This window comes from Thalassotalea sp. PS06 (genome assembly GCF_007197775.1).
In the GTDB taxonomy this organism is placed as follows: Bacteria; Pseudomonadota; Gammaproteobacteria; order Enterobacterales; family Alteromonadaceae; genus Thalassotalea_A.
Map to the genome: position 1 here is coordinate 3,637,351 of NZ_CP041638.1, position 22,830 is coordinate 3,660,180.

Sequence of the window (22,830 nt, forward strand, 5' to 3'; positions counted from 1 at the left end):
GTTAATCCTTGCTGTTGAAAATTGTTGTTAATGTCTTTATACGTTGCTCAAGTGCCTGGGTATCACTGGCAAGCTGATTCACCTTGTGATTAAAATCAGCAACAACAGCCGCATTGGCCACCACGGGTTGCTCATACAGCAAATACTCACTGGCATCCTGCTCAATCTGCTGCTTGGCGAAGCTGGCCTTGCGCTTAACACTGCGCATCAAACGGGTGAAATAATGGGTTGGAACATCGCCAAGATGCCTGGCTAACTGCTGTTGCCAGTCGATATCCAGAGATTGCCCTAACTGCGCAAATCGCTGCGCCTGCTGAATATCGCCTTCAATTTCTATTTCACCCTGCTTAATCAAATCCGGCAGCAATTGCGGCTTGGTTAATTTCGGCAAAGTAGAAAGGTCCGTCGCCAGATAGCAGCTGTGATCGATACGCGCCGCCATCACCGTTACTTGCCCCTGGCTCACCAAAAATGCCAGCTCAAAGGGTAATTCCTGTAACTGCAGGGTTAAAGCCTGCTGTTCCATTTGTTGTAATGCCTGAGCCTGCTTAGGATCGAGGGACAAGGTGGAATTAATAACCTGTTCTAAGGTTGAACAGAGTAATTGCGGCATCAGGCCAGCGAACACCATATTAAAATTTAAATCCTTTGTGCAGCGCGACAATACCACCGGTCAGGTTGTGATAACTGGTTTGATCGAAACCGGCATTTTCCATCATCGCTTTTAAGGTTTCCTGATCCGGGTGCATACGAATTGACTCCGCCAGGTATTCATAGCTGTCGCCATCTTTAGCAACGATATCGCCCATTTTCGGCAAGATATTGAATGAATAGAAATCATAGACCTTATTCAACAATTCGTGTTCAGGTTTGGAAAATTCCAGCACCAACAAACGGCCACCTGGCTTTAATACCCGATAAATCGAACGTAATGCTTCGTCTTTGTCCGTAACATTGCGAAGACCAAATGCAATGGTAACCACATCGAACGTATTATCTTCAAAAGGCAGGGCCTGGGCATTCGCCTGGACGTAATCGACATTGCCAACCACGCCCAGGTCACGAAGCTTGTCGCGGCCAACGTTTAACATTGAGCTGTTGATATCGGCGAGAACCACCTGCCCATCTTTGCCAACGATTTTTGAAAACTTAGCGGTTAAATCACCAGTACCACCGGCAAGATCAAGAATTTTGTTACCCGGACGAGCACCACTGGCATCGATAGTGAAACGCTTCCACAGGCGGTGAATACCGAACGACATTAAATCATTCATGATGTCGTATTGCTGGGCAACGGAATGAAAAACACCCGCAACAAGCTGTTCTTTCTCTTCGGTTTTAACCTGTTTATAGCCAAAATCCGTGGTGGAATTTTTGTCGATAGTCATCAATCTATTTCCGAATAAGTAATTATATGTAGTTTACTGCAAAGGCTGCGGCAGGAGCAAACCCGTAAGCCGATAAAACCAATAAGAATGGTTAAGCGTTCGAGTATTTTTCTTTGTTACCAAGCCAGCGTTGGATTAATGCCTGGGCAACGTCAGGGTTTTGCTGCCATAACTGACTGGCGGTAGGCAGGATATCGGGAATAAGGTCACCATCACGAACCAGATCGGCAATTTTTAGCTCGGCTAAACCGGTTTGGCGGGTACCAAGCAATTCCCCCGGTCCACGGATCTCCAGATCGCGCTGAGCAATTAAAAAGCCATCATTGGACTCACGTAATACCGATAATCGCTTGGTCGCGGTTTTCGATAACGGGCTTTTATACATCAATACACAATGAGAGGCGACGCCGCCTCGGCCAACCCGGCCACGTAGCTGATGCAATTGCGCAAGACCCAGACGCTCAGGGTTTTCAATGATCATTAAACTGGCGTTAGGAACATCAACACCAACTTCAATAACCGTAGTAGCGACCAAAAGATGAATATCGCCAGCTTTAAACGCGTCCATAATCTCTTGCTTTTCGGTCGCTTTCATGCGGCCATGGACCAGGCCAACTTTTAAACCCGGTAACTGTTGCTGCAGGTATTCGGCCGTATCTTCTGCGGCCTGACACTCCAGCACCTCTGATTCTTCAATCAAAGTACATACCCAATAGGCCTGACGATTTTGTTCGGTGCAGGATAAACGTACCCTCTCGATAACTTCATCGCGGCGAACATCGGCAATGGCGACGGTTTTAATCGGGGTTCTACCAGGCGGTAATTCGTCGATTACGGAAGTGTCGAGATCCGCATAAGCGGTCATGGCGAGTGTTCTTGGGATTGGGGTTGCGGTCATTATCAACTGATGTGGGTAGCAATCATCAATTTTGCCTTTCTCTCTTAGTTCAAGGCGCTGATGCACACCAAATCTGTGCTGCTCATCGATAATGATCAGTGACATTTTCGCGAACTGTACCTGTTCCTGAAACAGGGCATGGGTACCCACCACCATTTGCATGCTACCATCGGCAATCGCCTGCAATGCATGTTGTTTGACTTTCGCCTTACTCTTGGAAGCAAGCCAACCGACATTAATACCCAGCGGCGAAAACCAGTTCGCAAAGTTTATCGCATGTTGTTCAGCAAGGATTTCCGTAGGTGCCATCAACGCGACCTGATAGCCCTGACCAATGGCGGTAAGCGCCGCTAGGGCGGCAACAAGGGTTTTTCCAGAGCCTACATCACCTTGTACCAAGCGCATCATCGGCACACTCTTGCCTAAATCTTCCCTTAATTCATTTACTACCCGCTGCTGCGCATTGGTTGGTGAGAAAGGCAGGGAATCGAGAAATTGTTTTTCAAGGCTGGTATCGATATGCAAAGGGATTGCTGCATGCTTGTCACTGGACTGTCTGAGTTTCAGCATACTCAGGTTATGGGCAAGTAACTCTTCTTTGATCAGACGTAACTGCGCCGGGTGTCGCCCTTCTTCAATAGCGGTAATCGCCACATCAGCAGGTGGACGATGAATAATTTGAATCGCTTGTGCTAAAGATATGGACTCACTGAAAGTGCCGGCAGGCAAAAGGTCTTCGACACTGCCGCGCTTTAAGCGCTCTAAGGCCTGATCGCAGATGTTTCTGAGACTCACCTGACGCAAACCATCTGTGGTTGGATAAACCGGGGTCAGGTTTTCTTCAACCGCAATATGGGGCTCATCCTGATCGAGTTTTTTGTACTCTGGATGAATAATTTCAAAGCCCCGGGCGCCACGATGAATTTCCCCAAAGCAACGCAGGCTAGTGCCAACACTTAAGTTATTTTTCTGGGCTGCACTGAAATGGAAGAATCGTAAGGTGATCTCCCCAGTGCCATCATTAACCCGGCACAACAGCATACGTTTGCGGCCAAAGCTGATTTGACAATCAACCACTTCACCGACAATTGAGGTATGTAGTCCGGGAAGAAGATCGCGAATGGCGTAAACCCGGGTTCTGTCTTCATAGCGAAGGGGAAGGTGAAATAAAACGTCCTGAAGGGTATACAGACCAAGTTTTTCGAGTTTGGTAGCAACACCAGGACCAACACCTTTTAATACCGTAACCGGCGTTTGAGCAAGTTTTGTCAGACCTTCCTGTACCTGTACCTGTCCCTGGCGCTTACTCATTGCTAACTCTTTATTAACTCTTCAATCATTCTGTAATAATTCAGTCGCTACACGTGGTCATTCATTAAATCAGGAATCTAAATCTTCCCAGGCTTCCTGATTCATCTGCATTTTTTTCCACCAGTCATCGCTGGCAACAATATGACCTTCTTCATCGATTTGCGGATACGGCAAACCTTTACGCTGGCAGGCTTTAGCAAATATTGGATGACCACCTTCAAACAACACCCGGTTGCGTTCCTGTTCGGAGATTTCACTTGGTGTGTCATACATGCCTGCCAACTGACGCTGACGCTGCGCTTCATACAAGGTAACCGCACAGGCAACGGAAACGTTCAGTGATTGCACCATGCCAACCATAGGAATGATGATATCCTGATCCGCTAACGCTAATGCTTCTTCACTGGCACCAAATTTTTCCTGACCGAGAATGATAGCAGTCGGCTTGGTATAGTCGATTTCACGATAATCTACAGAGGTTTCTGAAAGATTCGTTACCAATACCTGCATGCCCTGATTCTTCAGACCCATGATTGCATCTTTGGTACTGTCATAATGATGCACGTTAACCCAGTTCTGGGAGCCAACGGCACTGCCACCACCAACACGCATACGCTCATTTTTCCAGACCGCGTGAACGTCATGAATACCAATGGCATCACAGGTACGAACCACGGCGGCGAGGTTATGAGGCTTATGAACCCCTTCCATACAAACGGTTAAATCCACTTGACGTTTGTTAAGCATGTCAAGAATGCGCTGATGTCTTTGCGGGGTCATATTTTCAATCTTTACTAATTTACGCTTGGCACTTTCATAATGCCATCGATTTCAATGGCTACACCTTTTGGCAGCTCATTGACACCAATAGCCGCGCGTGCCGGATAAGGTTGTTTAAAATAACGGGCCATGATTTCGTTAACCGTGGCAAAGTTACTTAAATCGGTTAAGAAAATGTTCACTTTCACCATATCGTTGATCTCACCACCAGCGGCTTCACACACTGCACTCAGGTTTTTAAATACCTGTTCAGTCTGCTCGGCAAAGTCATCGGAAATGACTTCCATGGTTGCTGGAACCAGTGGAATTTGGCCGGATAAATATACCGTATTACCTACTTTCACGGCTTGTGAATAAGTACCGATTGCACTTGGTGCGTCATCTGTCGATATGATGGTTTTCATGATGTTTCCTAGGTTCTTGTCTTTGTTATTTTCTTGGACGGATGACTTTTTGCACATCCGGCATAATCTTGATTCTACGAATAATATTGGCGATATGTACGCGATTACGACAGGTAAGCTCAATCGAAATCAAATACAGATTCGAGTCTTTTTCTTCGGTATTCAGGGTGCGAATATTGGATTCACACTGAGAGATAACCGAGGTCAGTTTTGCCAAAACCCCCTGATGGTTAATGATTTCAACCCGCAATAGGGCGATAAACTCATTATCGACATCCGGATCCCATTTCACCGGGAAGAATTTACCTAATTCTTTTTCTCGACCACTGATATTACGACAGCCATGCTGATGCACCATCAGACCTTTACCGGAAGAAATATAGGCAACGATGTCATCGCCAGGAATTGGGTGACAACATTTACCATAGGTAACCAGCATGCCTTCAGAACCTTTGATAGGCATCTTAGCTTTACCGTAAACCGGTTCGTCATTGTCTGAGGTGAAATCGCCAGTTAGACGACGGGCAATACCAATACTCAATGCATTACCTAAACCAATATTGATCAGTAATTCTTCCATCGAGTGATAACCGGTATCGTTAACTACCTGTTCAATCTTCTCTTGGGGAATATCATCAAGATCGGTTTGTCCTAAGGCGTGGGTAAGCAAACGTTTACCTAATGCCAGTGATTGGTTCTTCTCCTGCGAGCGCAGATAATGACGAATTTGCAAACGGGCTTTGGCGGTAACCACAAAGTTTAGCCAGGTGGCATTCGGATGCGCACCGCTGGCGGTGATAATTTCAATGGTTTGTCCGGACAACAATGGCTGTCTCAACGGATACGGTTTGCGCTCGACCTTAGCGCCAACACAGCTATTACCCACATCGCTGTGCACCGCATAGGCGAAATCAACCGCAGTTGCGCCCATCGGTAATTCGATAATTTTACCTTCCGGGGTAAATACATAGATTTCTTCCGGGAATAAATCGGTTTTTACGTTTTCGATAAATTCGAACGAGCTACCAGCGCTTTGCTGAAGCTCCATCAGGCTTTGCATCCACTTACGGGCACGAACCTGAGCGGTGGTACCACTATCGTCGTCGCCATCTTGTTTGTATAGCCAGTGGGCGGCAACACCACGGTCCGCCATCTGATCCATATCCGTGGTACGAATTTGAATCTCGACCGGAATACCGTGAGGCCCAATTAGCGAGGTGTGTAATGATTGATAACCATTACTTTTCGGGATAGCGATGTAATCCTTGAAGCGGGTTTCAATCGGTTTGAATAGGTTATGAACGGCGCCAAGGGCGCGATAGCAGGTATCAATTTTGTTATCGACAATGATCCGAAACGCATAGATGTCCATGACTTCATTGAACATCAGCTCTTTATTAAGCATCTTGCGATAAATGGAATACAAGTGCTTTTCACGGCCAATAACCTGAGCTTCAATTCCAGATTCTTCCAGACGTGATTCAATTTCACTCTGAATATTGGCGATAATCTCTTTACGATTACCACGGGCTTGTTTTACCGCTTGTTTCAGCGCACGTGAGCGCATCGGATACAGGGCTTCGAAACCCAGTACTTCCAGTTCGTTCTTAATGCCATGAATACCAAGACGGTTAGCAATCGGTGCGTAGATTTCCAGGGTTTCGCGGGCAATACGACGGCGTTTTTCCGGACGTAAAGAGCCAAGAGTGCGCATATTATGAGTACGATCAGCGAGCTTTATCAGGATAACGCGAATGTCCTGAACCATCGCCAGGATCATTTTTCGGAAGTTTTCCGCTTGCGCTTCCTGCTTTGAGCTAAAGCTTAATTTATCGAGCTTACTAACGCCTTCTACCAATTCGGCAACGGTAGAACCAAATAACTCGGCCAACTCATCTTTGGTAACTTCGGTATCTTCGATTACATCGTGGAGCAGGGCAGCCATCAGGGTTTCGTGATCGAGATGCATTTCCGCAAGATTACGAGCTACCGCCACAGGGTGGGTAATATAGGGATCTCCGCTTGAGCGCATTTGGCCATCGTGAGCCTCATGGGCTACGACATAGGCACGCTTAAGCATTTCAACATGCTCAGCGGACAAATAGCTCTCGGCTTGTTTTTTTAATGGTTCAAATAAGTACACCCATATCTCCCAGGGAATACAGTTGGATGAAAATTAGAAGGGGCTGATCTAAGAATACGTGGAAAATATAAGAAAGCCAATGGTTAAGGGCTTAACCACTGGCTGAGGATCCGCTAAATCTGGTTGCCAACGATGGCAGCAACAGCTGCTAACTCTGCAGAGTCTTGTTGTACTTGTTCCTGGCGATCAGCATTGTCCATAATTTCGGTGTTGATCAATTCTGCTTCGATTTCACGAAGCGCCAGTACCGTTGGTTTATCATTTTCAATCTCAACCAGGGCATCTTTACCACCAGTTGCGATTTGACGAGCACGACGAGACGCGATCAAAACCAAATCAAAACGATTACCAACTTTATCAACTGCATCTTCAACAGTAACGCGAGCCATTTATTTACTCCAAGTGCAAAGGGTTTTTATACAAGATTGTGTAGTTTACTAAATGCTTAAAGTTTATGCTAGCTAAGAAAAGGATCTTTTTCGATCCTTATCGTGTTTAACTCCTATGCCAATCCCCTTAAATATGTGTTCAAGTCAGACTGTCAGCCGAGGGAATTCTACAAGGCGTCGATATTTAGGAATGGCCATTCCATTTCAAATAGCGAGTACGCAGTAGAATGGCCTCTCGGGCATTCCCGTATGGGCAAATATGAATAGACGCCCCACTCAAATGCCCCTATTCCTTATTAAAAATAATCAATTAATGAGTTATCAAATATCCCTGGCAAATATTTGCTGAGTGATCAGTATTTAATGTGGATTGGCATTAATCTTCTAGCAGCTTGTTAAACATTTGTTGATGTTTAATTGCCTGTTGTGAGCGCTTCAGGCGCTGGTTGTTCACAATCGTGGTTAAATCGGCAAGCGCCGTCTCAAAATCATCATTAACGACAATGTAGTCAAACTCTTCAAAGTGCGAGCATTCTGATTTTGCCTGCGCCATACGCTCAGCAATCACTTCGTCGCTGTCCTGGCCACGAGATTGCAAACGACTTAATAACTCTTCTTTGCTTGGCGGCGAGATAAAGATGGTGGTTACCTGCGGGTGACGCAGGCGAACCTGTTGTGCGCCCTGCCAGTCGATATCAAGGAACACATCGATACCTTGTTGTAATTGCGCATCGATGGCCGCTTCTGAAGTACCGTAGTAGTTGCCGAACACTTCCGCCCACTCATAAAAAGCGTTGTCATCAATTAACGCTTTGAATTCGTCAACGCTGACAAAATGGTAATGCTCACCATTATTTTCGCCTGGACGAGGATCGCGGGTTGTGTGGGAAACCGATACTTGCATGGCACGATCCGATTGCTGCGCCAGCAGAGCTTTAATAAGACTGGATTTACCCGCACCACTTGGGGCAGACAAAATAAACAAATTACCGGGGACCGACACTGGAACTCCAAATTAGACTAGTTTCAAAAATGGCTATTCTAAACCAAAACTGGGGTTTTCTCTAAGAAACTTCCTCCGAAGACCTCGAAAAAATACTCCGTCATCCCGTGCTCCGACACGGGACCTCCGTTCGCGCGCTGAGATTCTATTATATTGACCACAAGCTATAACACTTATACGGAAACGTTTTAGCTATTCTTAAGTTTGTCATTGAAAAGGAATTCAATAATGAAACAACCAGTGATCTACATCATCACAAATCAACATCACACGGTATTCTACGTGGGTGTTACAAGCAACTTACTTAGTCGAATATCACAACACAAAAACCGTCAAATACACGGTTTCAGTAAAAATTATAATTTAACCAAACTAGTCTATGTGGAATGGTTTGACGATATGCTGACGGCAATAGCTCGAGAGAAGCAACTTAAGAAATGGCGAAGAAAGTGGAAGATAGAACTCATTCAAAAATTTAACCCTGAGTGGCTTGATCTTTACTTTAGTTATTTTCAGAACAGGTAAATATCGAAACCACTGTAAACAATCAGGAGGTCCCGGCTCAGAGGCCGGGATGACGGCTTATATAATCAAATTTAGCGTAGCAATCGCTTTGCATACATCTGCTGATACGCATCCATATTGTCATCAGCAACGGCTTGCAGTGCTGCACTAAGATCTATGGCCTCGGGTCGATAGGGTTCAAAACCCGTAGAGGCTTCTACTCGCTGATACCAGTGTGGGGCCCAGACACCGTCTGAATCTCTTTTACCGGCTGGCCATGACAACATGGCTTTATCAAAATCCAAATCAAATTGTTCGCATACAGCGCTTAACATGCCCTCGGGGTCTCTAAGGACATCCTGACTATCAATAACCGGAATGTCCTGACCGCTGATATCAGCAATCTGCTGATATAACTGCCATTGGCGTTTAATACCGATATCTTCATCCCTAACCTGGCTGATTTTCTTCACGTAGGAATTAACCACATTGGCGGGATTGCGAATTAAAAAGCAATGTTTGAGCTCAGTGCAGAAGCTTAAATCGATTTCTTCTAGCATGTGATGTGTCATCATTTTCTGATAAAACAAATCACAGCTTTTAGGAGCCAGTAATTGATCAACCACTTGTTGCCACTGCTGTGGTTGACTGGCAAGAATCTGCTCCTGCATCGGATGCACCTTGCCGCTTTGACGCAGGTAATAGGCATAAAAAGGCTCATCAACAACCTGAGTATCACTGCGATTTTCCCAACTTCGCATCATCGCCGTTGAGATATTGCGTGGCCCCGACCACATAGCAAATCGTGTTGTCATGGTTTACCTCATTACTAATAAACGTCAGGCTTCAAACAGGCTGGAGTGACATTCGTTGGCGATCATTTGTGTATATAGCTGCTGCAGTCGATGCACCATAGGGCCTTTACTCTCTCGCGTTGGGTAATCACCAATATCACGGCCATCCACGGTTTTAACTGGTGTCACACCGGCAAAAGTACCTGTAACGAAAGCCTCATCGGCGCCATAAACTTCTGCTAACGAGAAGTTTTTCTCATACACAGGAATATGGGCGAGCTTACATAGCTTGATGATGTTGGAACGGGTAATACCGGCAAGACAATAATCACCGGTTGATGTCCAAACTTCACCGTCGCGAACAATAAAGAAATGGGTTGAATTGCAGGTAGAAACAAAACCGTGCGGATCTAACATCAAAGCTTCATCGGCACCGGCTTTGGTGGCCTGAATACAACCAAAGATACAGTTAAGTTTTGAATGACTGTTGAGTTTTGGGTCCTGAACATCCGGATAACCACGGCGCACATAAACCGTATAAAGATTTAAGCCGCGATTGGCGGTATCCGGAGAAGGAATCTTGTATTCTGGAATAATAACGATAGTTGCCGGCGTAATGGTAACCCTTGGATCCTGATAAGGGGTTGATTTCACCCCACGGCTAACCATCAGGCGAATATGCACATCATCTTCCATACCGTTGGCACGGCAGGTATCCATTACCCTTGTTTTAAGTTCTTCAGGTGTCAGGCCAATATCCAAGTCCAGTGCTTTGGCACCTTCATACAGGCGTTTTAAATGCTGGTCGATAAACGGCAATTTACCATGATGCAAACGCAGTCCTTCCCATACGCCATCGCCTAAGATAAATCCGGAATCAAACACAGAAATTTTAGCTTCGTGGCGGAGGAAAAGTTCGCCGTTGATATTGATTTGAATATGCTCGTTGCGAGCATCATCATTGGAATGATGACTACCAGTACTCATGACACAACTCTGTTTATTATTTTTATTTAGTAACTAAATTAGCGAGTTAATGTTGAGCAGGCAATAGTTATTTTGGAGAATTTTTGTTCGTTGTTGATACCAACGCCATGACATTCTCACTGAGTGGGGAAACACTTGATGGAGTTGGTATAGAATTCAGCCGGCTATGGAGCCGGCTGATAGAAAGTCGCTCTTTGGTTATAAAACCTTAGCGATAGATTGTGCCAGATATTCAACGTTGTTACGGGAAATACCGGCAATGCTCATACGCGAAGAGCCAACCATGTAGATGCTGAACTCATCCTGAAGACGCTGAACCTGCTCTGGAGTAATACCTAAGAACGAGAACATGCCTTTTTGACGAGTGATGAATGAGAAATCACGGTCAACACCCTGAGCTTTCAAGTTGTCCACCAATAACTGGCGGTTTTCGTTAATGCGATTACGCATTTCTGCCAATTCACCGTGCCACTGCTGTGTTAACTCAGTTGAAGATAAAATGGTTTCAACCAAAGCCGCACCATGTGCTGGTGGCATAGAGTAGATACAACGAACGACCGATAGCAATACAGACTGAGCAATGTCAGTTGTCGCTGCGTCTTTACCGATAATACTGCAGGCACCAATACGCTCACGGTATAAACCAAAGTTCTTCGAACAAGAGCTACAAAGGATCATTTCTTCAACATTGTCAGCCATTAAGCGAACGCCGTAAGCATCTTCGTCCAGGCCATCGCCAAAACCTTGATAAGCCATATCGATAAGTGGGGTAAAACCTACTTCTTTGGTTAGCTCAACAATTTCCTGCCACTGCTGTTGGTTTAAGTCCATACCACTTGGGTTGTGACAACAAGCATGCAGAAGTACAACATCATCGGCGCTTACTTGAGCAAGAGCCGCTTTCATTTCTTCAAACTTCAACGACTTGTTTTCGTAGTCGTAATACGGGTAGGTTTTAACCGTAAGACCAGATGCCTGGAATAAACCTGTGTGGTTCGCCCAGGTAGGATCGCTCACCCAAATTGTCGCGCCTGGCTTACAGGAACGAATAAATTCCGCCGCTACACGCAATGCACCAGTACCACCTGGAGTAGATACGGTACGAACACGATTTTGCGCAATCACTTGATGATCAGCGAAAATCAGGTCAGTCATCTTCTCATTAAAAAGTGCACTACCGGCAGGGCCGATATAAACCTTGGTTTGCTCGTTATCATAACGATATTTCTCAGCGGTCTTTACACAATCCAGAATGGTGGTATCACCATGCTCATTCTTGTACACACCGACGCCAAGGTCGATTTTATTAGGATTTTCGTCAAGACGATATTTTGCCAATAGCCCAAGAATAGGATCGGCTGGCAACGCTGATAAATTACCAAACATGGTTAATGCTACCTTCTCTTTAGTAGTTGAGTGAAAAAAGTAAGATGGGTTACGCGGCAAGCATACATCAGTTGCCATTGAAAATTAAGGTTAAAAATGGGGAAATTGGTTAAATTTTGCCAATTTTTTCCCCCGTTTAATTTTTGACCGAGATTTTATCAAGCGAAGTTGGCAATTAAGGCGACAATCAGGCCGATAACACCGCCAAACACACCACCCCAGACAACTAACCAACCCAGATGTTTGCGGATCATTTGCTGAATGATGTCTTTGACCATTTCTGGCGTGAGTTCATCAAGGCGCTGTTCAATAATGGCCTCAACCTTCTGGCGCATGCCTTCCATGACGTTCGGCTGCTCAAGCTGTTCACGAACCAGTTCATTAAATGCGTCCTGCTCACTGATGTTAACCAAGGATGCTTTCATCTTGTCGATAAAGGGCTGCTTTAATGGCTGCAGCGCTTCATTGCCACCAAACATTGCCAGCATGCCACCAAAAGATGACTCTTCAATGGTTTGTACCAAAGAATCAAACGCGGGTTCTAAGTCGACTTGGTGAATGACATTAGAAAAATCAAAATGCACGGGCTCACCGGATTTTTGCGATAAGAATTTATCGATATTCTGATCGGTGAAGAATTGGGTCATCATCATGTTGGCAATCGCCCGTTTAAAGGCATCAAATTGCAACGGAATAACACCGGAACCATACAGCAGTGGTACTTTTTCAAACAGCATATGCACGGCCAGAACATTGGTAATGGCACCAGACAGGGCGAAAACGCCAACCGAGAACAGAATATCCTGCGATAAAAAATATCCGGCCAATGCCAGGCCCAGGGCGATGGTGTTGGTGATATAACTTTTGTTCACAACTACTCCAAAGACGTACAAAAACCAACATTTTATCAATGAGTTCCATAACGTCTCAAGGTTCAATAAAGATATTGATATCATTGTAGAACATCTGATTAAGAGTAAATAAGGATAAAACAGGCTGGATTTGTATAAAAAATTAACAATTTTACAACACAAACAGAGTTGATAATCATTATCATTTAGATTAACCTTACCCTCAGATTAACTGATTTCCCGATTATCCAATGTACGTTTGTATTTGCCACGGTATTACCGAACAACAAATAAAAGAGTCCACCCTCGAAGGTGCGAGCTCAATGAAATGCCTGAAAACTCAACTTGCTGTTGCTTCTACCTGCGGTAAATGCTCACAAGTTGCGAAAATGGTGTTGGATGAAAGCCTGTATGATCTGGCAGAAGAAGCGCAAGCTGTCGCCTAAGCGGGATATATCTCCTCATGTAATACCAATCCGTATTAATTACTGGTCACGCAGCAAATATTTAATGTGATTGGTATCATCCCAGTGTCGACCGGGATCTCGCTCTTGCAAATACGATACCCGAGCCTTGATACCTCTATTTCAGGTCATCTGGACTAAAGAGGAGAACTAATTCTTTCACCGACAAACTGAGATTTCCTGTCGTAGCAGGAAATGACGGACGGGTTGGGTTCACATGTTATTGATTAAATAGCTTGCGTGAAACTGGATCTCAATTAACTGCTGTCTAATCATCACCCATCATTTGTTGCAGATAATTTTTCAGGCCCGCTTTGTCAATGAGATACTGCTGAGCTTCCAGCCAATCAATCTGCTCTTCCTGATATTCAAGAATCTCTTCGAGCATATCGCGACTGACGTAGTCCTGGTGCTGTTCACAAAACTGAATGGTGGCTTTCAGGGTGGCCAGTGAGTCCATCTCAAAACGCAGGTTCGCGGCAATCATCTCTTCACAGTGCTCGCCAATTCGCAACCGGCCAAGATGCTGCAGGTTAGGCAAGCCCTCGAGAAACAGTATACGTTCAATGATATCGTCTGCGTTTTTCATCACTCGGATCGAGCGATCATAGTCAGCTTTGTTTAATCGTTTGAATCCCCAGTTTTTATGCATGCGAGCATGCAGAAAATATTGGTTAATGGCAATGAGCTCGTTAGCCAGGACATTGTTGAGCTGTTGAATTAACTCTTTCGATGACTTCATCTAGGTCTCCTACTGCTCATTATCCTGATCGCCTATTTGCGATTGAATGTAGTTTTTCATGCCTATCTTGTCGATCAATCCCAACTGTTTTTCCAGCCAATAGACATGATCTTCTTCGGTGTCATACAGGAGCTTCTCAAGAATTTCCCGGGATTGATAATCCTGTTCTTCCTCGCAAATACCAATAACGTCTTTGAGCGACTGCACCACTTCCATTTCCAGTACCAGATCATTTTCCATCATTTCTTTAACGTCATTGCCGATAAGTAAGTCACGGCGCTTGACCATATTTGGCGTGCCTTCGAGAAACAGAATACGTTTAATTAAAAAATCGGCATGCTCGGTTTCTTCCTCACGTTCATGGTCTAAACGGTGGTACAAACGATTCAATCCCCAATCGTCATACATGCGCGAATGAATAAAATACTGATCGATTGCCGCCAATTCGTTTGCCAACAGGGCATTCATGCCGTCAATCACCTTTTTGCTGCCTTTCATCACATCCCTCTATCACTTTGATACACCTTATCTAAGGATAGTTTATCTGCCATGAATTACCGGTATTTTTACAATAAAATCATATAGATAGTAATGATAACAATTCACATTCACATTAGTTTTTTCAGTGCACATATCGGTAGTGAACACTTACATACACTACTAAAAAGCCCAACGTTTCAGTTGGGCTTTTTAAATTTAATTTTGCGAACTCAATAACTTATTTATTCCTGAGATTGCAGGTAAATCAGCGCCTGGTTGTTGACGCACTGGGTAAAGCTTTTTTGTTTTTCTTCTTTGCCAAGGGCATCAATGGCTTTTGCAACCTGAGCCATTTTTTCGCTTTGCACTTTTACATCCATATGCTTGGTTTGATCGGTGAAACAGCCGGTAATCCCGAAATTCAGCGCCTTTTCTGAACCAATCTTATCATCGCCCAGACAGTTAATTAACTTTTGGCCGAGAGTATCCTTATCGGTTTTCAATATCAGGGTTTCAATATCATCAAGGCCTTTATCATCGCCATGCTTAGCAAGATGACAACCGTAATACATATCGGCTACGGCAACTTTCGCCATCAGGTTTTGGTGAATTTCAGCAAAGTTTTTCACCAGCTCTTCCTGGCTTTTGGGATTCACCTCTTCGGCGGCGACCAAAAATGGCGCCGAGATAAAAACCAGAGATAGGATGATTCGAGAAATGGGCATTAAGTTAGAACCTCTATAAAAAATAACTCGCTAATGTTACAGGATATCACTTACATGAATCGCGACGAAACACCAATAATTGGTTGTTAGCCGGCATAGCAATGTCCTGACTCAGAGCAAATCCGGCGGAGTGAGCGAGACCTTCAATCCATTCAAAATCACGAATACCACTTTTTGGATCACGCTCAAGTAACCATTGTTGAAACTCGGCGTTACTGTCACTGGTGTAGTTGCCCTGATATTTAAACGGCCCGTAAATTAGCAGCTGACCGTCTTGCTTCACTAACACCTCTGCGGCCTTGAAAAAGTTTTCAACCAGAGGCTTAGAAACAATATGTAAGGTATTAGCACTAAACAGATAATCAAACTCACCGTGCTGCCAACTATCGGTATTGGTTAAATCCAACACCTTGGGAAGAGCAACATTGTTTATTCCATAGGTGCTGATGTTATGGATTAACGGTTGCAGATTCTCTTCAATATCACTGCAATGCCAGACAATGTCATCCCGCTGGCGGGTAAAGTGCAAAGCGTGTTGTCCGGACAGGCTACCAATTTCAAAAATTGTTGCCTGCTGCTTTAAAAGCGCATCAAGTTGCTGCCAAATTACCTGTTTGTTGCGTTCACAGGAGGGCGAAAAATTTTCCATAACTTACTTCGAGATATCAAATTTCGCTCAGTCTAACCTAAAGCTTACCTGTCCACCTAATTAAGGAGAGCGATTAACCGATTACTACTCTGTGCTGAATTTAATCCGAACTGGCAACCTGATGAATATGAACATCCTGTTGCGGGTATGGAATAGACAAGTCGTTATCGTCAAATGCCAGTTTGATATTTTCCAGGAATTCAAAATGCACGTCCCAGTAATCTTCACTTTTAACCCAGACACGGACAAAAATATCGACACTACTTGCTCCATGCCGGCCGACAACCACGGTTCGGGCAGGATCCGAAAGTAAGCGCTGATCTTTATCAAGAACATCATTGATAACCTGTTTCGCCTTGGCTATCGAGTCGTCATAGCTAATGCCAACTACGAAGTCGACCCGGCGAGTATCTTTCGCGGAATAATTCACCAGACTGCCATTGGATAACAGGCCATTGGGAATAAATATACGTTTATTGTCTGGGGTTTTCAGCACGGTATTAAAAATCTGAATTTCCTCAACCGTGCCGCTTTGCCCCTGCGCTTCAATGTAATCGCCCGCTCGAAAGGGTCGGTAAAAGAGGATCAGGATGCCACCGGCAAAATTTGCCAGACTGCCCTGCAATGCCAGACCTACTGCTAAACCGGCTGCACCGAGCAGTGCGATTAAGGATGTGGTTTCGATACCAATCATCGACGCGAAAATAATGACGCAGATAAGCTTCAATATTGCCGAGATAATATCCAACAAGAATTTTTTCAGGGTAACTTCGACATTGCGACGTTCCATGGCACGCCCCAGAAAACGCACAATCGCATTTGCCACCCACAGGGTGATGCGCAGGACGATCAGCGCAATCACAAAGCTAATGGCAAAATCGATAAGCATCTCAGAGTATTTGTCGATGAACCCAGTCAACTTTGATACATCTACTTTTTCCGCTGCCTTCTCGGCAACATTTGCTCCATCTTGTTTTTGCATAATTTTCTCCAGAGTTTCATCCAGTTAACTATAGAATAGTTCAATACTGCAAGGATTCTTTTGTGCATTATCGGCTCAGATAACGTCTCAAGAAAAATTTGTAATGAATTCTCAAAACCACATACTATTGGGATAATGAACCAACACGAGGAAAGACTATGATTGAGTTTATTTTGCTATTTACTGGCCTGTTTATGTTCATTGGCCTATGCAGTTACTGGCAGGCAAATGCCGATAAACACCCGGTACTGGCGCACATTAGTGCATCTCTTAACTCCATGGATGGATTTGGTTTCGAGCAGACCAAAAGTAAAGCCAATGCCACATCACCAACGCAAGCAAACACTCAAACCGCCGCGTCAGCCAAGGAGCAAGAATTAAATCAGGAGATTTCGGCGTTAAAACAACGTATCGAACATCTGGAGACCATAGTGTGCGACCGAAATTACGAACTCAATGAGGCGCTTCGCAAACTCAATTAACCAGCAACTAACTCCCGATATTCATAGTAAATTTGCTTTTATTTCGTTATTTCACTAAATTATGAAATAGTTGAAAAATAACCAGGGTTAAGAGGTTTAAGTTGGCTGACGTTTATCAGGCATTATCCAGTTCTGTTCGCCGCGATATATTGGCGTTACTAAAAATGCAGGACCTAAGTGCAGGCGATATTGCTGAGCAGCTTGATGTCGGACGCTCAACGCTATCTGGCCACCTGAATGTGTTGAAGTCTGCAGATCTAGTGGCAACCCAACGTCAGGGCACCACCATAATGTACAGCCTGAAAACCAGCGTGGTTGAAGATGTCCTCAATCAACTCTACTCATTATTTGCCAAGGATACCAAGGAGTAATTATGACTGCGATGCGTTGTGCCTGGGGTGTGTTTTTGTTGACATTTTTAGCATGTCTGGCGGGACTGTGGTTATTGCCAACTGACATGCAAATCCCTCACCATTGGAATATTCATGGCGAGCCTGACCGATTCGGTTCTTTGAAATTTGCCTTAATTTACCCGCCAGTTGTCATGGCCGGTATTCTATTGCTGCTTTCTTTTTTAAAGCACTTTGAGCCTCGTAAGGAAAATCTCGCAGAGTCGGAAAAAGCTAAAGGCTGGATTGGTCTTGCGGTAAGTTTGATGCTGGCGCTGATTGCCGGCGCCAACCTTGGTCTGGGCTTGGGCTATGACGTGCCAATGTTACGCCTGATCATGGTGGCAATCTTTGTCCTGTTTATTGTAGTTGGTAACTTTTTGTCAAAAACCCGTAGCAATTTCTTTATTGGCATTCGCACGCCATGGACCTTGTCCAGTGACGAAAACTGGCGCAAAACTCACCATTTAGGTGGCCGTCTGTTTATGCTTGCCGGTATCTTCGGTTCACTAATTTCCTTTGCTTTGCCGCATCACATGCTGGTTTGGTTAATGCTCGGTCTTATCCTGCCAGCAGCCTTTATTCCGATCATTTACAGCTGGTATTTATGGCATCAAGGTAACAACAAAGGCACCGCCGAATAGCAGAAAAGCGACCTTAGGCCGCTTTTCTCATAGTTGATAACGAGCGAAGGGATTACACTACCAATTCAAACGAATTCTCAACTTATCGCTCGTAGGAGGCAGGCCACACATTTCTTCATAAGGCGTCGATTGTTCCAACCAGACTTCATCAAAATGTTGTTGGTTAAAATAGTCTTTAACACCGCTGAGACAATTAAATTTTAATGGCTGCTGCTTTGAATCTTTCAACAATGTGCGTTTGTTGCCATCGCTAATTTCAACTAAATACGAGTTTCCTTCCAACGATTCAATAAATAAGTCCATAACGTACCTCTCTGAATCCGAAAAACCCTCAAAAGGAGCCCAGTGCCCCTGCAAGGAATGGTGAAAAACCTGCTTAAGCTTACGCCATGCAAGTAGATAAAGATCAGTGAAGCGGTTAACAATTGTCCAATGAAGACAGGACGGGATGGCCCGTTAAAGCCTCAAATTGGCTAAGCTGCCAGCGCGCTTTTTGCAAAAACACCGGGGTTTTTGCGCTGCGCTGATAAAACCACAAGCCATTTAACAATAAACAGACGGGAAGGTATCCCTTCATACGTTGTTGATTTAATTCAATATTATTATCAGCCTGATATGAAGCGATTAATCGGCCTTGCTCTGAATCACCAAGCTGATTAATTGCGAAGCACATGGCAATATCATATTCGCGGGGTGCCAAAGACAAAAACTCAAGATCCAGCAACCAGGCCTTATCATCTGTATCAATCAAAATATTGGCAAAATTTACATCACCATGGATTGGCACCAAATCAGTAAATCCAACCTCGATATCAAAATCAGTTGCCACTCTCGATACCAATTCCGATAGTGGCTTTGCACCAATCGCGAGTTCTGCAATCAATCTTTTAAACTGTTTTTTCAGCTGCAGCGGTTCGAGCAAATCGACAATACTCGCTCGATGTAAATCCGCCATCAACTTAGCGCTGATATCGAGTTTTTCAGCAATATCCAAAGTTGAATTTAACAGGGTAACGCCCTCGATAAATTCCTGAACTTGCCAGTTGTCGTTCTGAAACACAATTTCCGGGGAAAGCTTACGCAACGCTCGGTTTATCTCGGCATATTGCTTGGCTTTGAACAGGTCTGAAGCATTATGTTGTTTGACAAAGAAAATACGCTGGGTATCGTTATCTACCACTTGAAAGCAAGGGTTGTTATCCGTTCCATCATTGGCAGTAACGGGAAAGGCCGAACAATCCAGCGCATCAAAACAAGGCAGTTCCAATACTTGCTGAATCAGTTCGGCGTGCATCATGGTTATTCCACCGAAAGCTTATTGTCTGCAGCACCGACGTGTGCCGACTGATATTGTGCACGCCAGTTCAGATATCCGTAGACCGCGATAACCACATAAACCGCAAATAGAAATGCGGTAGGTTGCAGTGACTTTTCGATATAGATATAGATGGATACCAAATCAATCACCACCCAGTAAAGCCAGTTTTCCAGGACCTTTCGGGCAACCAGATACGTTGCGAACACAGCGAATACGGTAGTTGCCGAATCCACATAAGGAAAATGTGTTGGGGTGTAATTATCCATAAACCAGCCAAGCCCGAGGGATAATAAACTAAGTGCTGCAATGGCATATACATGGGTCGATAACTGCCAGCGAATAATGCTGTCACCCGGTTGTGCATCCGGCATTTTATTGCGCCACAAGTACCAGCCGTAAATTGCCATGACGAAGTAATAGACCTGCAACAGGCCATCCATCCACAGATACACGTCATAAAATATGACGGTATAAATTGCCGTGCTGACCAAGGCTGCGGGCCAACACCAAATGTTTACTCGCGCTGCGAAAATGACATACAACAAAGCGGTGAAAACCGCGATCAACTCCCAAAATGGCAGGGCAGTGAAATATTCAACAATGCCTGACATTAACTTTTTGCTTCCACATGCGAACGGTCGCCGCCGATAAACTTGACGACAAATACCGCCGCGCCAAGGTTTTCATGGACTTTTTTGATCTCAGCCATCACCGTTGTTGTCGCCAGGTCATAATCACCAAATACCTGGGTACTCATGCCATTAGTGACAACATTTAAACCATCAACGGCATTCAGATTATCGATAAAATCCCAGATTTGTGATTTGTAGGTTTGCTCCGCCAGCGGATACAAACTAATTTCAATCGAAATTTGCATGGTAACTCCTTATCCGAATTATGATTTGGAGCCCTAAAATCCCGAGCCCCAATGTTGTGACGGCTACTTAAAAGTTGTAGTCGAAAGTAAGACCGATGCGCGCTGGCTCACCATACTGATAATAAGGTTTGGCCTCATAGCCATCACGCGGGTCATTACCAAAGTAGAAGCCTCGGGTTGCATATTGCTCGTCAAAGACATTACGCCCCCAAAGTTTAACACTCCATTCATCAGCCAGATAACTTACGGATGCCGCCCACAAAGTAACGCTGTCAGATCTCTGGTCATGGCTGTCAGAGAAATAAAACTCGTCTTTGCCTTCGACATTGACGTTCACTAACCAGCGATCGGTCAGATAATAATTCGCACCAGCATTGAATTGATAGTTTGGCGCGTGGGCCTGATCGCGACCAGTTTCCAACGTGCCATCGGCATAAGTAAAGCCTTTAAATTCAGTATCCAAAAGGCCCAGGCTGCTGTATACATTTAACGAATCTGTGATGTCCCATAAAAATTCGACTTCGACACCAGTATTGCTGCCCTTAGCGGCATTATCCCAGTAACTGATAAACTCGCTGCTACCATCTTCACGTTCAAGTAAATGATAACTGCTAATCTGAATATCATCACGGGTCATGTAGAAAACGGCGGCACGGAATACAGCATTATTATCCAAAAGAGAGGTCTTAAAACCTAATTCATAGTTCCAGGTATATTCTGGGTCGAAAACGCGTAGCTCATCCGACAAAGTGCCGTCGCTATTTACACTACCGGCTTTGTAACCGCGATTAATTGATGCATAGGTCATTGCAGCATCAGTTAACTGATAGGCGAGAACTAACTTACCGCCAACCATGAAATCGTCTGGCTTAAATTTAACTGAGTCAGAATTGGAATAATCCGTGCCCCGTTGTTCTAAACGAAGACCGGACGTCAATGTTAGTTGTTCAGATAGGTGAGTTTGCAACTCAGCAAATACCGCCAGGTTTTGCGCTTCGAATGAGGAAGTAAAATCTGACTCTAAATAAGTGTACTGGCGGGTTAAATCTTCCTGATCATTTTTACCATAAACGCCAACAACCCAATCGGTTGTGTCGGCAAAAATACGATGCTCTGGGTTGGAAACCAAGCGAAGCTCTAACGTCGTGTTTTGACGATCACGAAGGTAATGATCCGTTGACGAATACTCCCACGGATGCAGGCCAACAAAACTCCAGTCTTCATCATAACCATAAGCTAAATCAGAATCGGCATGGGTAAGGATAGAGATAACATCGAATGCGTCCTGACCGGTATAGGTAAATTTAACGCTAGCTGCGGTAGTTTTTTGCTTATCAAAACCCGGCTGATCCGAGAATGTCTCGCGAGTGTTATCTAAAGAAAACGCATCATAACCATTGTCAAAATCGGCATGAATGAGAGTGATATCGACATCAAGGTTGTCGCTGGCTGCAATCGCCAACTTACCCCGCAGAGTTAGCTCATCACGGTTATTGGTATCTTCGCGATTCAGATAGGTGTTTTCAATAAAGCCATCGCTGACATTTTTCTCGGCAACAAATCGATAGTTAATGCCATCGGTTGCCGGACCGGATAATACGACACCTGAGCTATAGCTATCGTAGTTTGCCGCTGATAAACGAACTCGGCCTTCGAAGTTTTCGGTTGGCGCATTCGATTGCAGATAAACTAAGCCGGCTAACGCATTGGCACCAAAGCGCGTTCCCTGCGGGCCTTTAAAGAATTCCACCTGGCCAATATCGAAGGTGGATGCAATACCGCCGATACCGGCAAGATCGATTTCATCCATAACCACACCAACCGATGGATTAATCGCTTCTTGAAACTGGCTGCGCTCGCCAATACCGCGCACCTGGTAATAACGGGCGCGTTGTGAGCCGGAAGAGAAATTGACATTAGCGACTGCGCCAAGTACATCCTCCAGGTTTTCTGCATTGCGGGTTTCCATGTCACTCGCTGACAAAATGGTCAACGATGAAGGAATGGTTTGTAAGGTTTCTTCGCGAAAATCCGACTGCACAGTAATCACTTCAATGCCTTGTTCATCGGCATTGGCGGCTTGTTCGGTATTTTGGTCTTGGGCAAAAGAAGAAAAAGATATTGCGGTCGATAAAATCGCAACTGTAATAGGTGATTGAGTGAAATTCATGTTTTTCTCTACATCATCACCGGAGCATGAAAGCGGCAGATCAAGACAGGCCTCTTCGGTACGAGCCATA

General features: G+C 44.7%; 27 protein-coding genes. 5 read left to right on the forward strand and 22 right to left on the reverse strand.

The features are described from left to right. Position 1: 1 nt before the first annotated feature. The 8 genes from FNC98_RS16080 to gmk all read right to left on the reverse strand — a co-directional run bounded on the left by FNC98_RS16080 (position 2) and on the right by gmk (position 8,316). A complete protein-coding gene (locus tag FNC98_RS16080) occupies positions 2–631 on the reverse strand; it encodes an SCP2 domain-containing protein (protein WP_144035279.1) in 630 nt (209 codons plus the stop codon). A gap of 1 nt (position 632) precedes the next feature. Then, positions 633–1,388, reverse strand: coding sequence for a bifunctional demethylmenaquinone methyltransferase/2-methoxy-6-polyprenyl-1,4-benzoquinol methylase UbiE (gene ubiE, locus FNC98_RS16085; protein WP_144035280.1), 756 nt, complete (start codon positions 1,386–1,388; stop codon positions 633–635). Positions 1,389–1,479: 91 nt separating this feature from the next. Next, positions 1,480–3,597 (reverse strand): ATP-dependent DNA helicase RecG, encoded by a 2,118-nt coding sequence (recG, locus tag FNC98_RS16090; RefSeq protein WP_144035281.1) that lies wholly within the window; start codon positions 3,595–3,597, stop codon positions 1,480–1,482. A 69-nt stretch (positions 3,598–3,666) separates the two neighbouring features. Further along, positions 3,667–4,377, reverse strand: coding sequence for a tRNA (guanosine(18)-2'-O)-methyltransferase TrmH (gene trmH / locus FNC98_RS16095; RefSeq protein ID WP_144035282.1), 711 nt, complete (start codon positions 4,375–4,377; stop codon positions 3,667–3,669). A 14-nt stretch (positions 4,378–4,391) separates the two neighbouring features. Then, positions 4,392–4,784: a RidA family protein gene (locus tag FNC98_RS16100; RefSeq protein ID WP_144035614.1), complete on the reverse strand. Its 393-nt coding sequence runs from the start codon at positions 4,782–4,784 to the stop codon at positions 4,392–4,394. Between the two features lie 22 nt (positions 4,785–4,806). Continuing rightward, positions 4,807–6,924 (reverse strand): bifunctional GTP diphosphokinase/guanosine-3',5'-bis pyrophosphate 3'-pyrophosphohydrolase, encoded by a 2,118-nt coding sequence (gene spoT / locus FNC98_RS16105; protein ID WP_144035283.1) that lies wholly within the window; start codon positions 6,922–6,924, stop codon positions 4,807–4,809. A gap of 113 nt (positions 6,925–7,037) precedes the next feature. Continuing rightward, entirely contained in the window at positions 7,038–7,313 is a 276-nt protein-coding gene (gene rpoZ, locus FNC98_RS16110; protein WP_138319568.1) for a DNA-directed RNA polymerase subunit omega, read from the reverse strand. Positions 7,314–7,689: 376 nt separating this feature from the next. After that, positions 7,690–8,316, reverse strand: a complete 627-nt coding sequence (gene gmk / locus FNC98_RS16115; protein WP_144035284.1) for a guanylate kinase — start codon at positions 8,314–8,316, stop codon at positions 7,690–7,692. Positions 8,317–8,544: 228 nt separating this feature from the next. Here gmk and FNC98_RS16120 point away from each other — a divergent pair, with 228 nt between their 5' ends. Continuing rightward, positions 8,545–8,841: a GIY-YIG nuclease family protein gene (locus tag FNC98_RS16120; RefSeq protein ID WP_144035285.1), complete on the forward strand. Its 297-nt coding sequence runs from the start codon at positions 8,545–8,547 to the stop codon at positions 8,839–8,841. A 71-nt stretch (positions 8,842–8,912) separates the two neighbouring features. Here the strand turns inward: FNC98_RS16120 and FNC98_RS16125 are convergent, their stop codons facing one another. From FNC98_RS16125 to FNC98_RS16140, 4 genes are all read right to left on the reverse strand, one after another. Further along, a complete protein-coding gene (locus tag FNC98_RS16125; protein ID WP_144035286.1) occupies positions 8,913–9,635 on the reverse strand; it encodes a hypothetical protein in 723 nt (240 codons plus the stop codon). Between the two features lie 24 nt (positions 9,636–9,659). After that, on the reverse strand, positions 9,660–10,601 hold the full coding sequence (locus FNC98_RS16130; protein ID WP_144035287.1) for an aminotransferase class IV: 942 nt from the start codon (positions 10,599–10,601) through the stop codon (positions 9,660–9,662). 198 nt (positions 10,602–10,799) lie between these two features. Continuing rightward, positions 10,800–11,987: an amino acid aminotransferase gene (locus FNC98_RS16135; protein WP_144035288.1), complete on the reverse strand. Its 1,188-nt coding sequence runs from the start codon at positions 11,985–11,987 to the stop codon at positions 10,800–10,802. 158 nt (positions 11,988–12,145) lie between these two features. Beyond that, positions 12,146–12,859 (reverse strand): DUF445 family protein, encoded by a 714-nt coding sequence (locus FNC98_RS16140; protein ID WP_144035289.1) that lies wholly within the window; start codon positions 12,857–12,859, stop codon positions 12,146–12,148. 230 nt (positions 12,860–13,089) lie between these two features. Between FNC98_RS16140 and FNC98_RS16145 the strand changes: the two genes are divergently transcribed. Continuing rightward, complete coding sequence (locus FNC98_RS16145) at positions 13,090–13,284, forward strand: (2Fe-2S)-binding protein (protein ID WP_144035290.1); 195 nt, start codon at positions 13,090–13,092, stop codon at positions 13,282–13,284. A 286-nt stretch (positions 13,285–13,570) separates the two neighbouring features. Here the strand turns inward: FNC98_RS16145 and bfr (FNC98_RS16150) are convergent, their stop codons facing one another. From bfr (FNC98_RS16150) to FNC98_RS16170, 5 genes are all read right to left on the reverse strand, one after another. Next, positions 13,571–14,044, reverse strand: coding sequence for a bacterioferritin (gene bfr / locus FNC98_RS16150; protein WP_144035291.1), 474 nt, complete (start codon positions 14,042–14,044; stop codon positions 13,571–13,573). Positions 14,045–14,053: 9 nt separating this feature from the next. Continuing rightward, positions 14,054–14,542 carry a bacterioferritin gene (gene bfr / locus FNC98_RS16155; protein WP_144035292.1) on the reverse strand — a complete coding sequence of 163 codons (489 nt, stop codon included), beginning with the start codon at positions 14,540–14,542 and terminating at the stop codon, positions 14,054–14,056. Between the two features lie 224 nt (positions 14,543–14,766). Further along, a complete protein-coding gene (locus FNC98_RS16160; RefSeq protein ID WP_144035293.1) occupies positions 14,767–15,249 on the reverse strand; it encodes a hypothetical protein in 483 nt (160 codons plus the stop codon). A 46-nt stretch (positions 15,250–15,295) separates the two neighbouring features. Continuing rightward, the gene (locus FNC98_RS16165; protein ID WP_144035294.1) at positions 15,296–15,898 is read right to left on the reverse strand and encodes a DUF938 domain-containing protein; all 603 of its coding nucleotides are present in this window, start codon (positions 15,896–15,898) and stop codon (positions 15,296–15,298) included. 100 nt (positions 15,899–15,998) lie between these two features. Continuing rightward, complete coding sequence (locus FNC98_RS16170; RefSeq protein ID WP_144035295.1) at positions 15,999–16,880, reverse strand: mechanosensitive ion channel family protein; 882 nt, start codon at positions 16,878–16,880, stop codon at positions 15,999–16,001. A 158-nt stretch (positions 16,881–17,038) separates the two neighbouring features. On the opposite strand from FNC98_RS16170, the gene FNC98_RS16175 reads away from it, so the two are divergent. From FNC98_RS16175 to FNC98_RS16185, 3 genes are all read left to right on the forward strand, one after another. Then, complete coding sequence (locus FNC98_RS16175) at positions 17,039–17,362, forward strand: hypothetical protein (protein ID WP_144035296.1); 324 nt, start codon at positions 17,039–17,041, stop codon at positions 17,360–17,362. Between the two features lie 101 nt (positions 17,363–17,463). Continuing rightward, on the forward strand, positions 17,464–17,733 hold the full coding sequence (locus FNC98_RS16180) for a metalloregulator ArsR/SmtB family transcription factor (protein WP_144035297.1): 270 nt from the start codon (positions 17,464–17,466) through the stop codon (positions 17,731–17,733). 2 nt (positions 17,734–17,735) lie between these two features. After that, positions 17,736–18,395 carry an SdpI family protein gene (locus FNC98_RS16185; protein ID WP_144035298.1) on the forward strand — a complete coding sequence of 220 codons (660 nt, stop codon included), beginning with the start codon at positions 17,736–17,738 and terminating at the stop codon, positions 18,393–18,395. Positions 18,396–18,452: 57 nt separating this feature from the next. Here FNC98_RS16185 and FNC98_RS16190 read toward each other — a convergent pair whose 3' ends face one another. From FNC98_RS16190 to FNC98_RS16210, 5 genes are all read right to left on the reverse strand, one after another. Then, complete coding sequence (locus tag FNC98_RS16190) at positions 18,453–18,698, reverse strand: DUF6482 family protein (protein ID WP_144035299.1); 246 nt, start codon at positions 18,696–18,698, stop codon at positions 18,453–18,455. 115 nt (positions 18,699–18,813) lie between these two features. Continuing rightward, positions 18,814–19,692, reverse strand: a complete 879-nt coding sequence (locus FNC98_RS16195) for a phosphotransferase (protein WP_144035300.1) — start codon at positions 19,690–19,692, stop codon at positions 18,814–18,816. Positions 19,693–19,694: 2 nt separating this feature from the next. Then, on the reverse strand, positions 19,695–20,324 hold the full coding sequence (pnuC, locus tag FNC98_RS16200) for a nicotinamide riboside transporter PnuC (RefSeq protein ID WP_144035301.1): 630 nt from the start codon (positions 20,322–20,324) through the stop codon (positions 19,695–19,697). Continuing rightward, complete coding sequence (locus tag FNC98_RS16205; protein WP_144035302.1) at positions 20,324–20,590, reverse strand: hypothetical protein; 267 nt, start codon at positions 20,588–20,590, stop codon at positions 20,324–20,326. Before FNC98_RS16205 ends, pnuC begins: the two co-directional genes overlap by 1 nt. A 67-nt stretch (positions 20,591–20,657) precedes the next feature. Next, a complete protein-coding gene (locus FNC98_RS16210) occupies positions 20,658–22,829 on the reverse strand; it encodes a TonB-dependent receptor (protein ID WP_260680383.1) in 2,172 nt (723 codons plus the stop codon). Position 22,830 lies beyond the last annotated feature (1 nt).

Coding starts and splice junctions, on each gene's coding strand:
- FNC98_RS16080 (WP_144035279.1), bottom strand. CDS start 631: ATGGTGTTCGCTGGCCTGATGCCGCAATTACTCTGTTCAACCTTAGAA.
- ubiE (WP_144035280.1), bottom strand. CDS start 1,388: ATGACTATCGACAAAAATTCCACCACGGATTTTGGCTATAAACAGGTT.
- recG (WP_144035281.1), bottom strand. CDS start 3,597: ATGAGTAAGCGCCAGGGACAGGTACAGGTACAGGAAGGTCTGACAAAA.
- trmH (WP_144035282.1), bottom strand. CDS start 4,377: ATGACCCCGCAAAGACATCAGCGCATTCTTGACATGCTTAACAAACGT.
- rpoZ (WP_138319568.1), bottom strand. CDS start 7,313: ATGGCTCGCGTTACTGTTGAAGATGCAGTTGATAAAGTTGGTAATCGT.
- FNC98_RS16120 (WP_144035285.1), top strand. CDS start 8,545: ATGAAACAACCAGTGATCTACATCATCACAAATCAACATCACACGGTA.
- FNC98_RS16125 (WP_144035286.1), bottom strand. CDS start 9,635: ATGACAACACGATTTGCTATGTGGTCGGGGCCACGCAATATCTCAACG.
- FNC98_RS16130 (WP_144035287.1), bottom strand. CDS start 10,601: ATGAGTACTGGTAGTCATCATTCCAATGATGATGCTCGCAACGAGCAT.
- FNC98_RS16135 (WP_144035288.1), bottom strand. CDS start 11,987: ATGTTTGGTAATTTATCAGCGTTGCCAGCCGATCCTATTCTTGGGCTA.
- FNC98_RS16145 (WP_144035290.1), top strand. CDS start 13,090: ATGTACGTTTGTATTTGCCACGGTATTACCGAACAACAAATAAAAGAG.
- bfr (WP_144035291.1), bottom strand. CDS start 14,044: ATGAAGTCATCGAAAGAGTTAATTCAACAGCTCAACAATGTCCTGGCT.
- bfr (WP_144035292.1), bottom strand. CDS start 14,542: ATGAAAGGCAGCAAAAAGGTGATTGACGGCATGAATGCCCTGTTGGCA.
- FNC98_RS16160 (WP_144035293.1), bottom strand. CDS start 15,249: ATGCCCATTTCTCGAATCATCCTATCTCTGGTTTTTATCTCGGCGCCA.
- FNC98_RS16165 (WP_144035294.1), bottom strand. CDS start 15,898: ATGGAAAATTTTTCGCCCTCCTGTGAACGCAACAAACAGGTAATTTGG.
- FNC98_RS16170 (WP_144035295.1), bottom strand. CDS start 16,880: ATGCAAAAACAAGATGGAGCAAATGTTGCCGAGAAGGCAGCGGAAAAA.
- FNC98_RS16175 (WP_144035296.1), top strand. CDS start 17,039: ATGATTGAGTTTATTTTGCTATTTACTGGCCTGTTTATGTTCATTGGC.
- FNC98_RS16185 (WP_144035298.1), top strand. CDS start 17,736: ATGACTGCGATGCGTTGTGCCTGGGGTGTGTTTTTGTTGACATTTTTA.
- FNC98_RS16190 (WP_144035299.1), bottom strand. CDS start 18,698: ATGGACTTATTTATTGAATCGTTGGAAGGAAACTCGTATTTAGTTGAA.
- FNC98_RS16195 (WP_144035300.1), bottom strand. CDS start 19,692: ATGATGCACGCCGAACTGATTCAGCAAGTATTGGAACTGCCTTGTTTT.
- pnuC (WP_144035301.1), bottom strand. CDS start 20,324: ATGTCAGGCATTGTTGAATATTTCACTGCCCTGCCATTTTGGGAGTTG.
- FNC98_RS16205 (WP_144035302.1), bottom strand. CDS start 20,590: ATGCAAATTTCGATTGAAATTAGTTTGTATCCGCTGGCGGAGCAAACC.
- FNC98_RS16210 (WP_260680383.1), bottom strand. CDS start 22,829: ATGGCTCGTACCGAAGAGGCCTGTCTTGATCTGCCGCTTTCATGCTCC.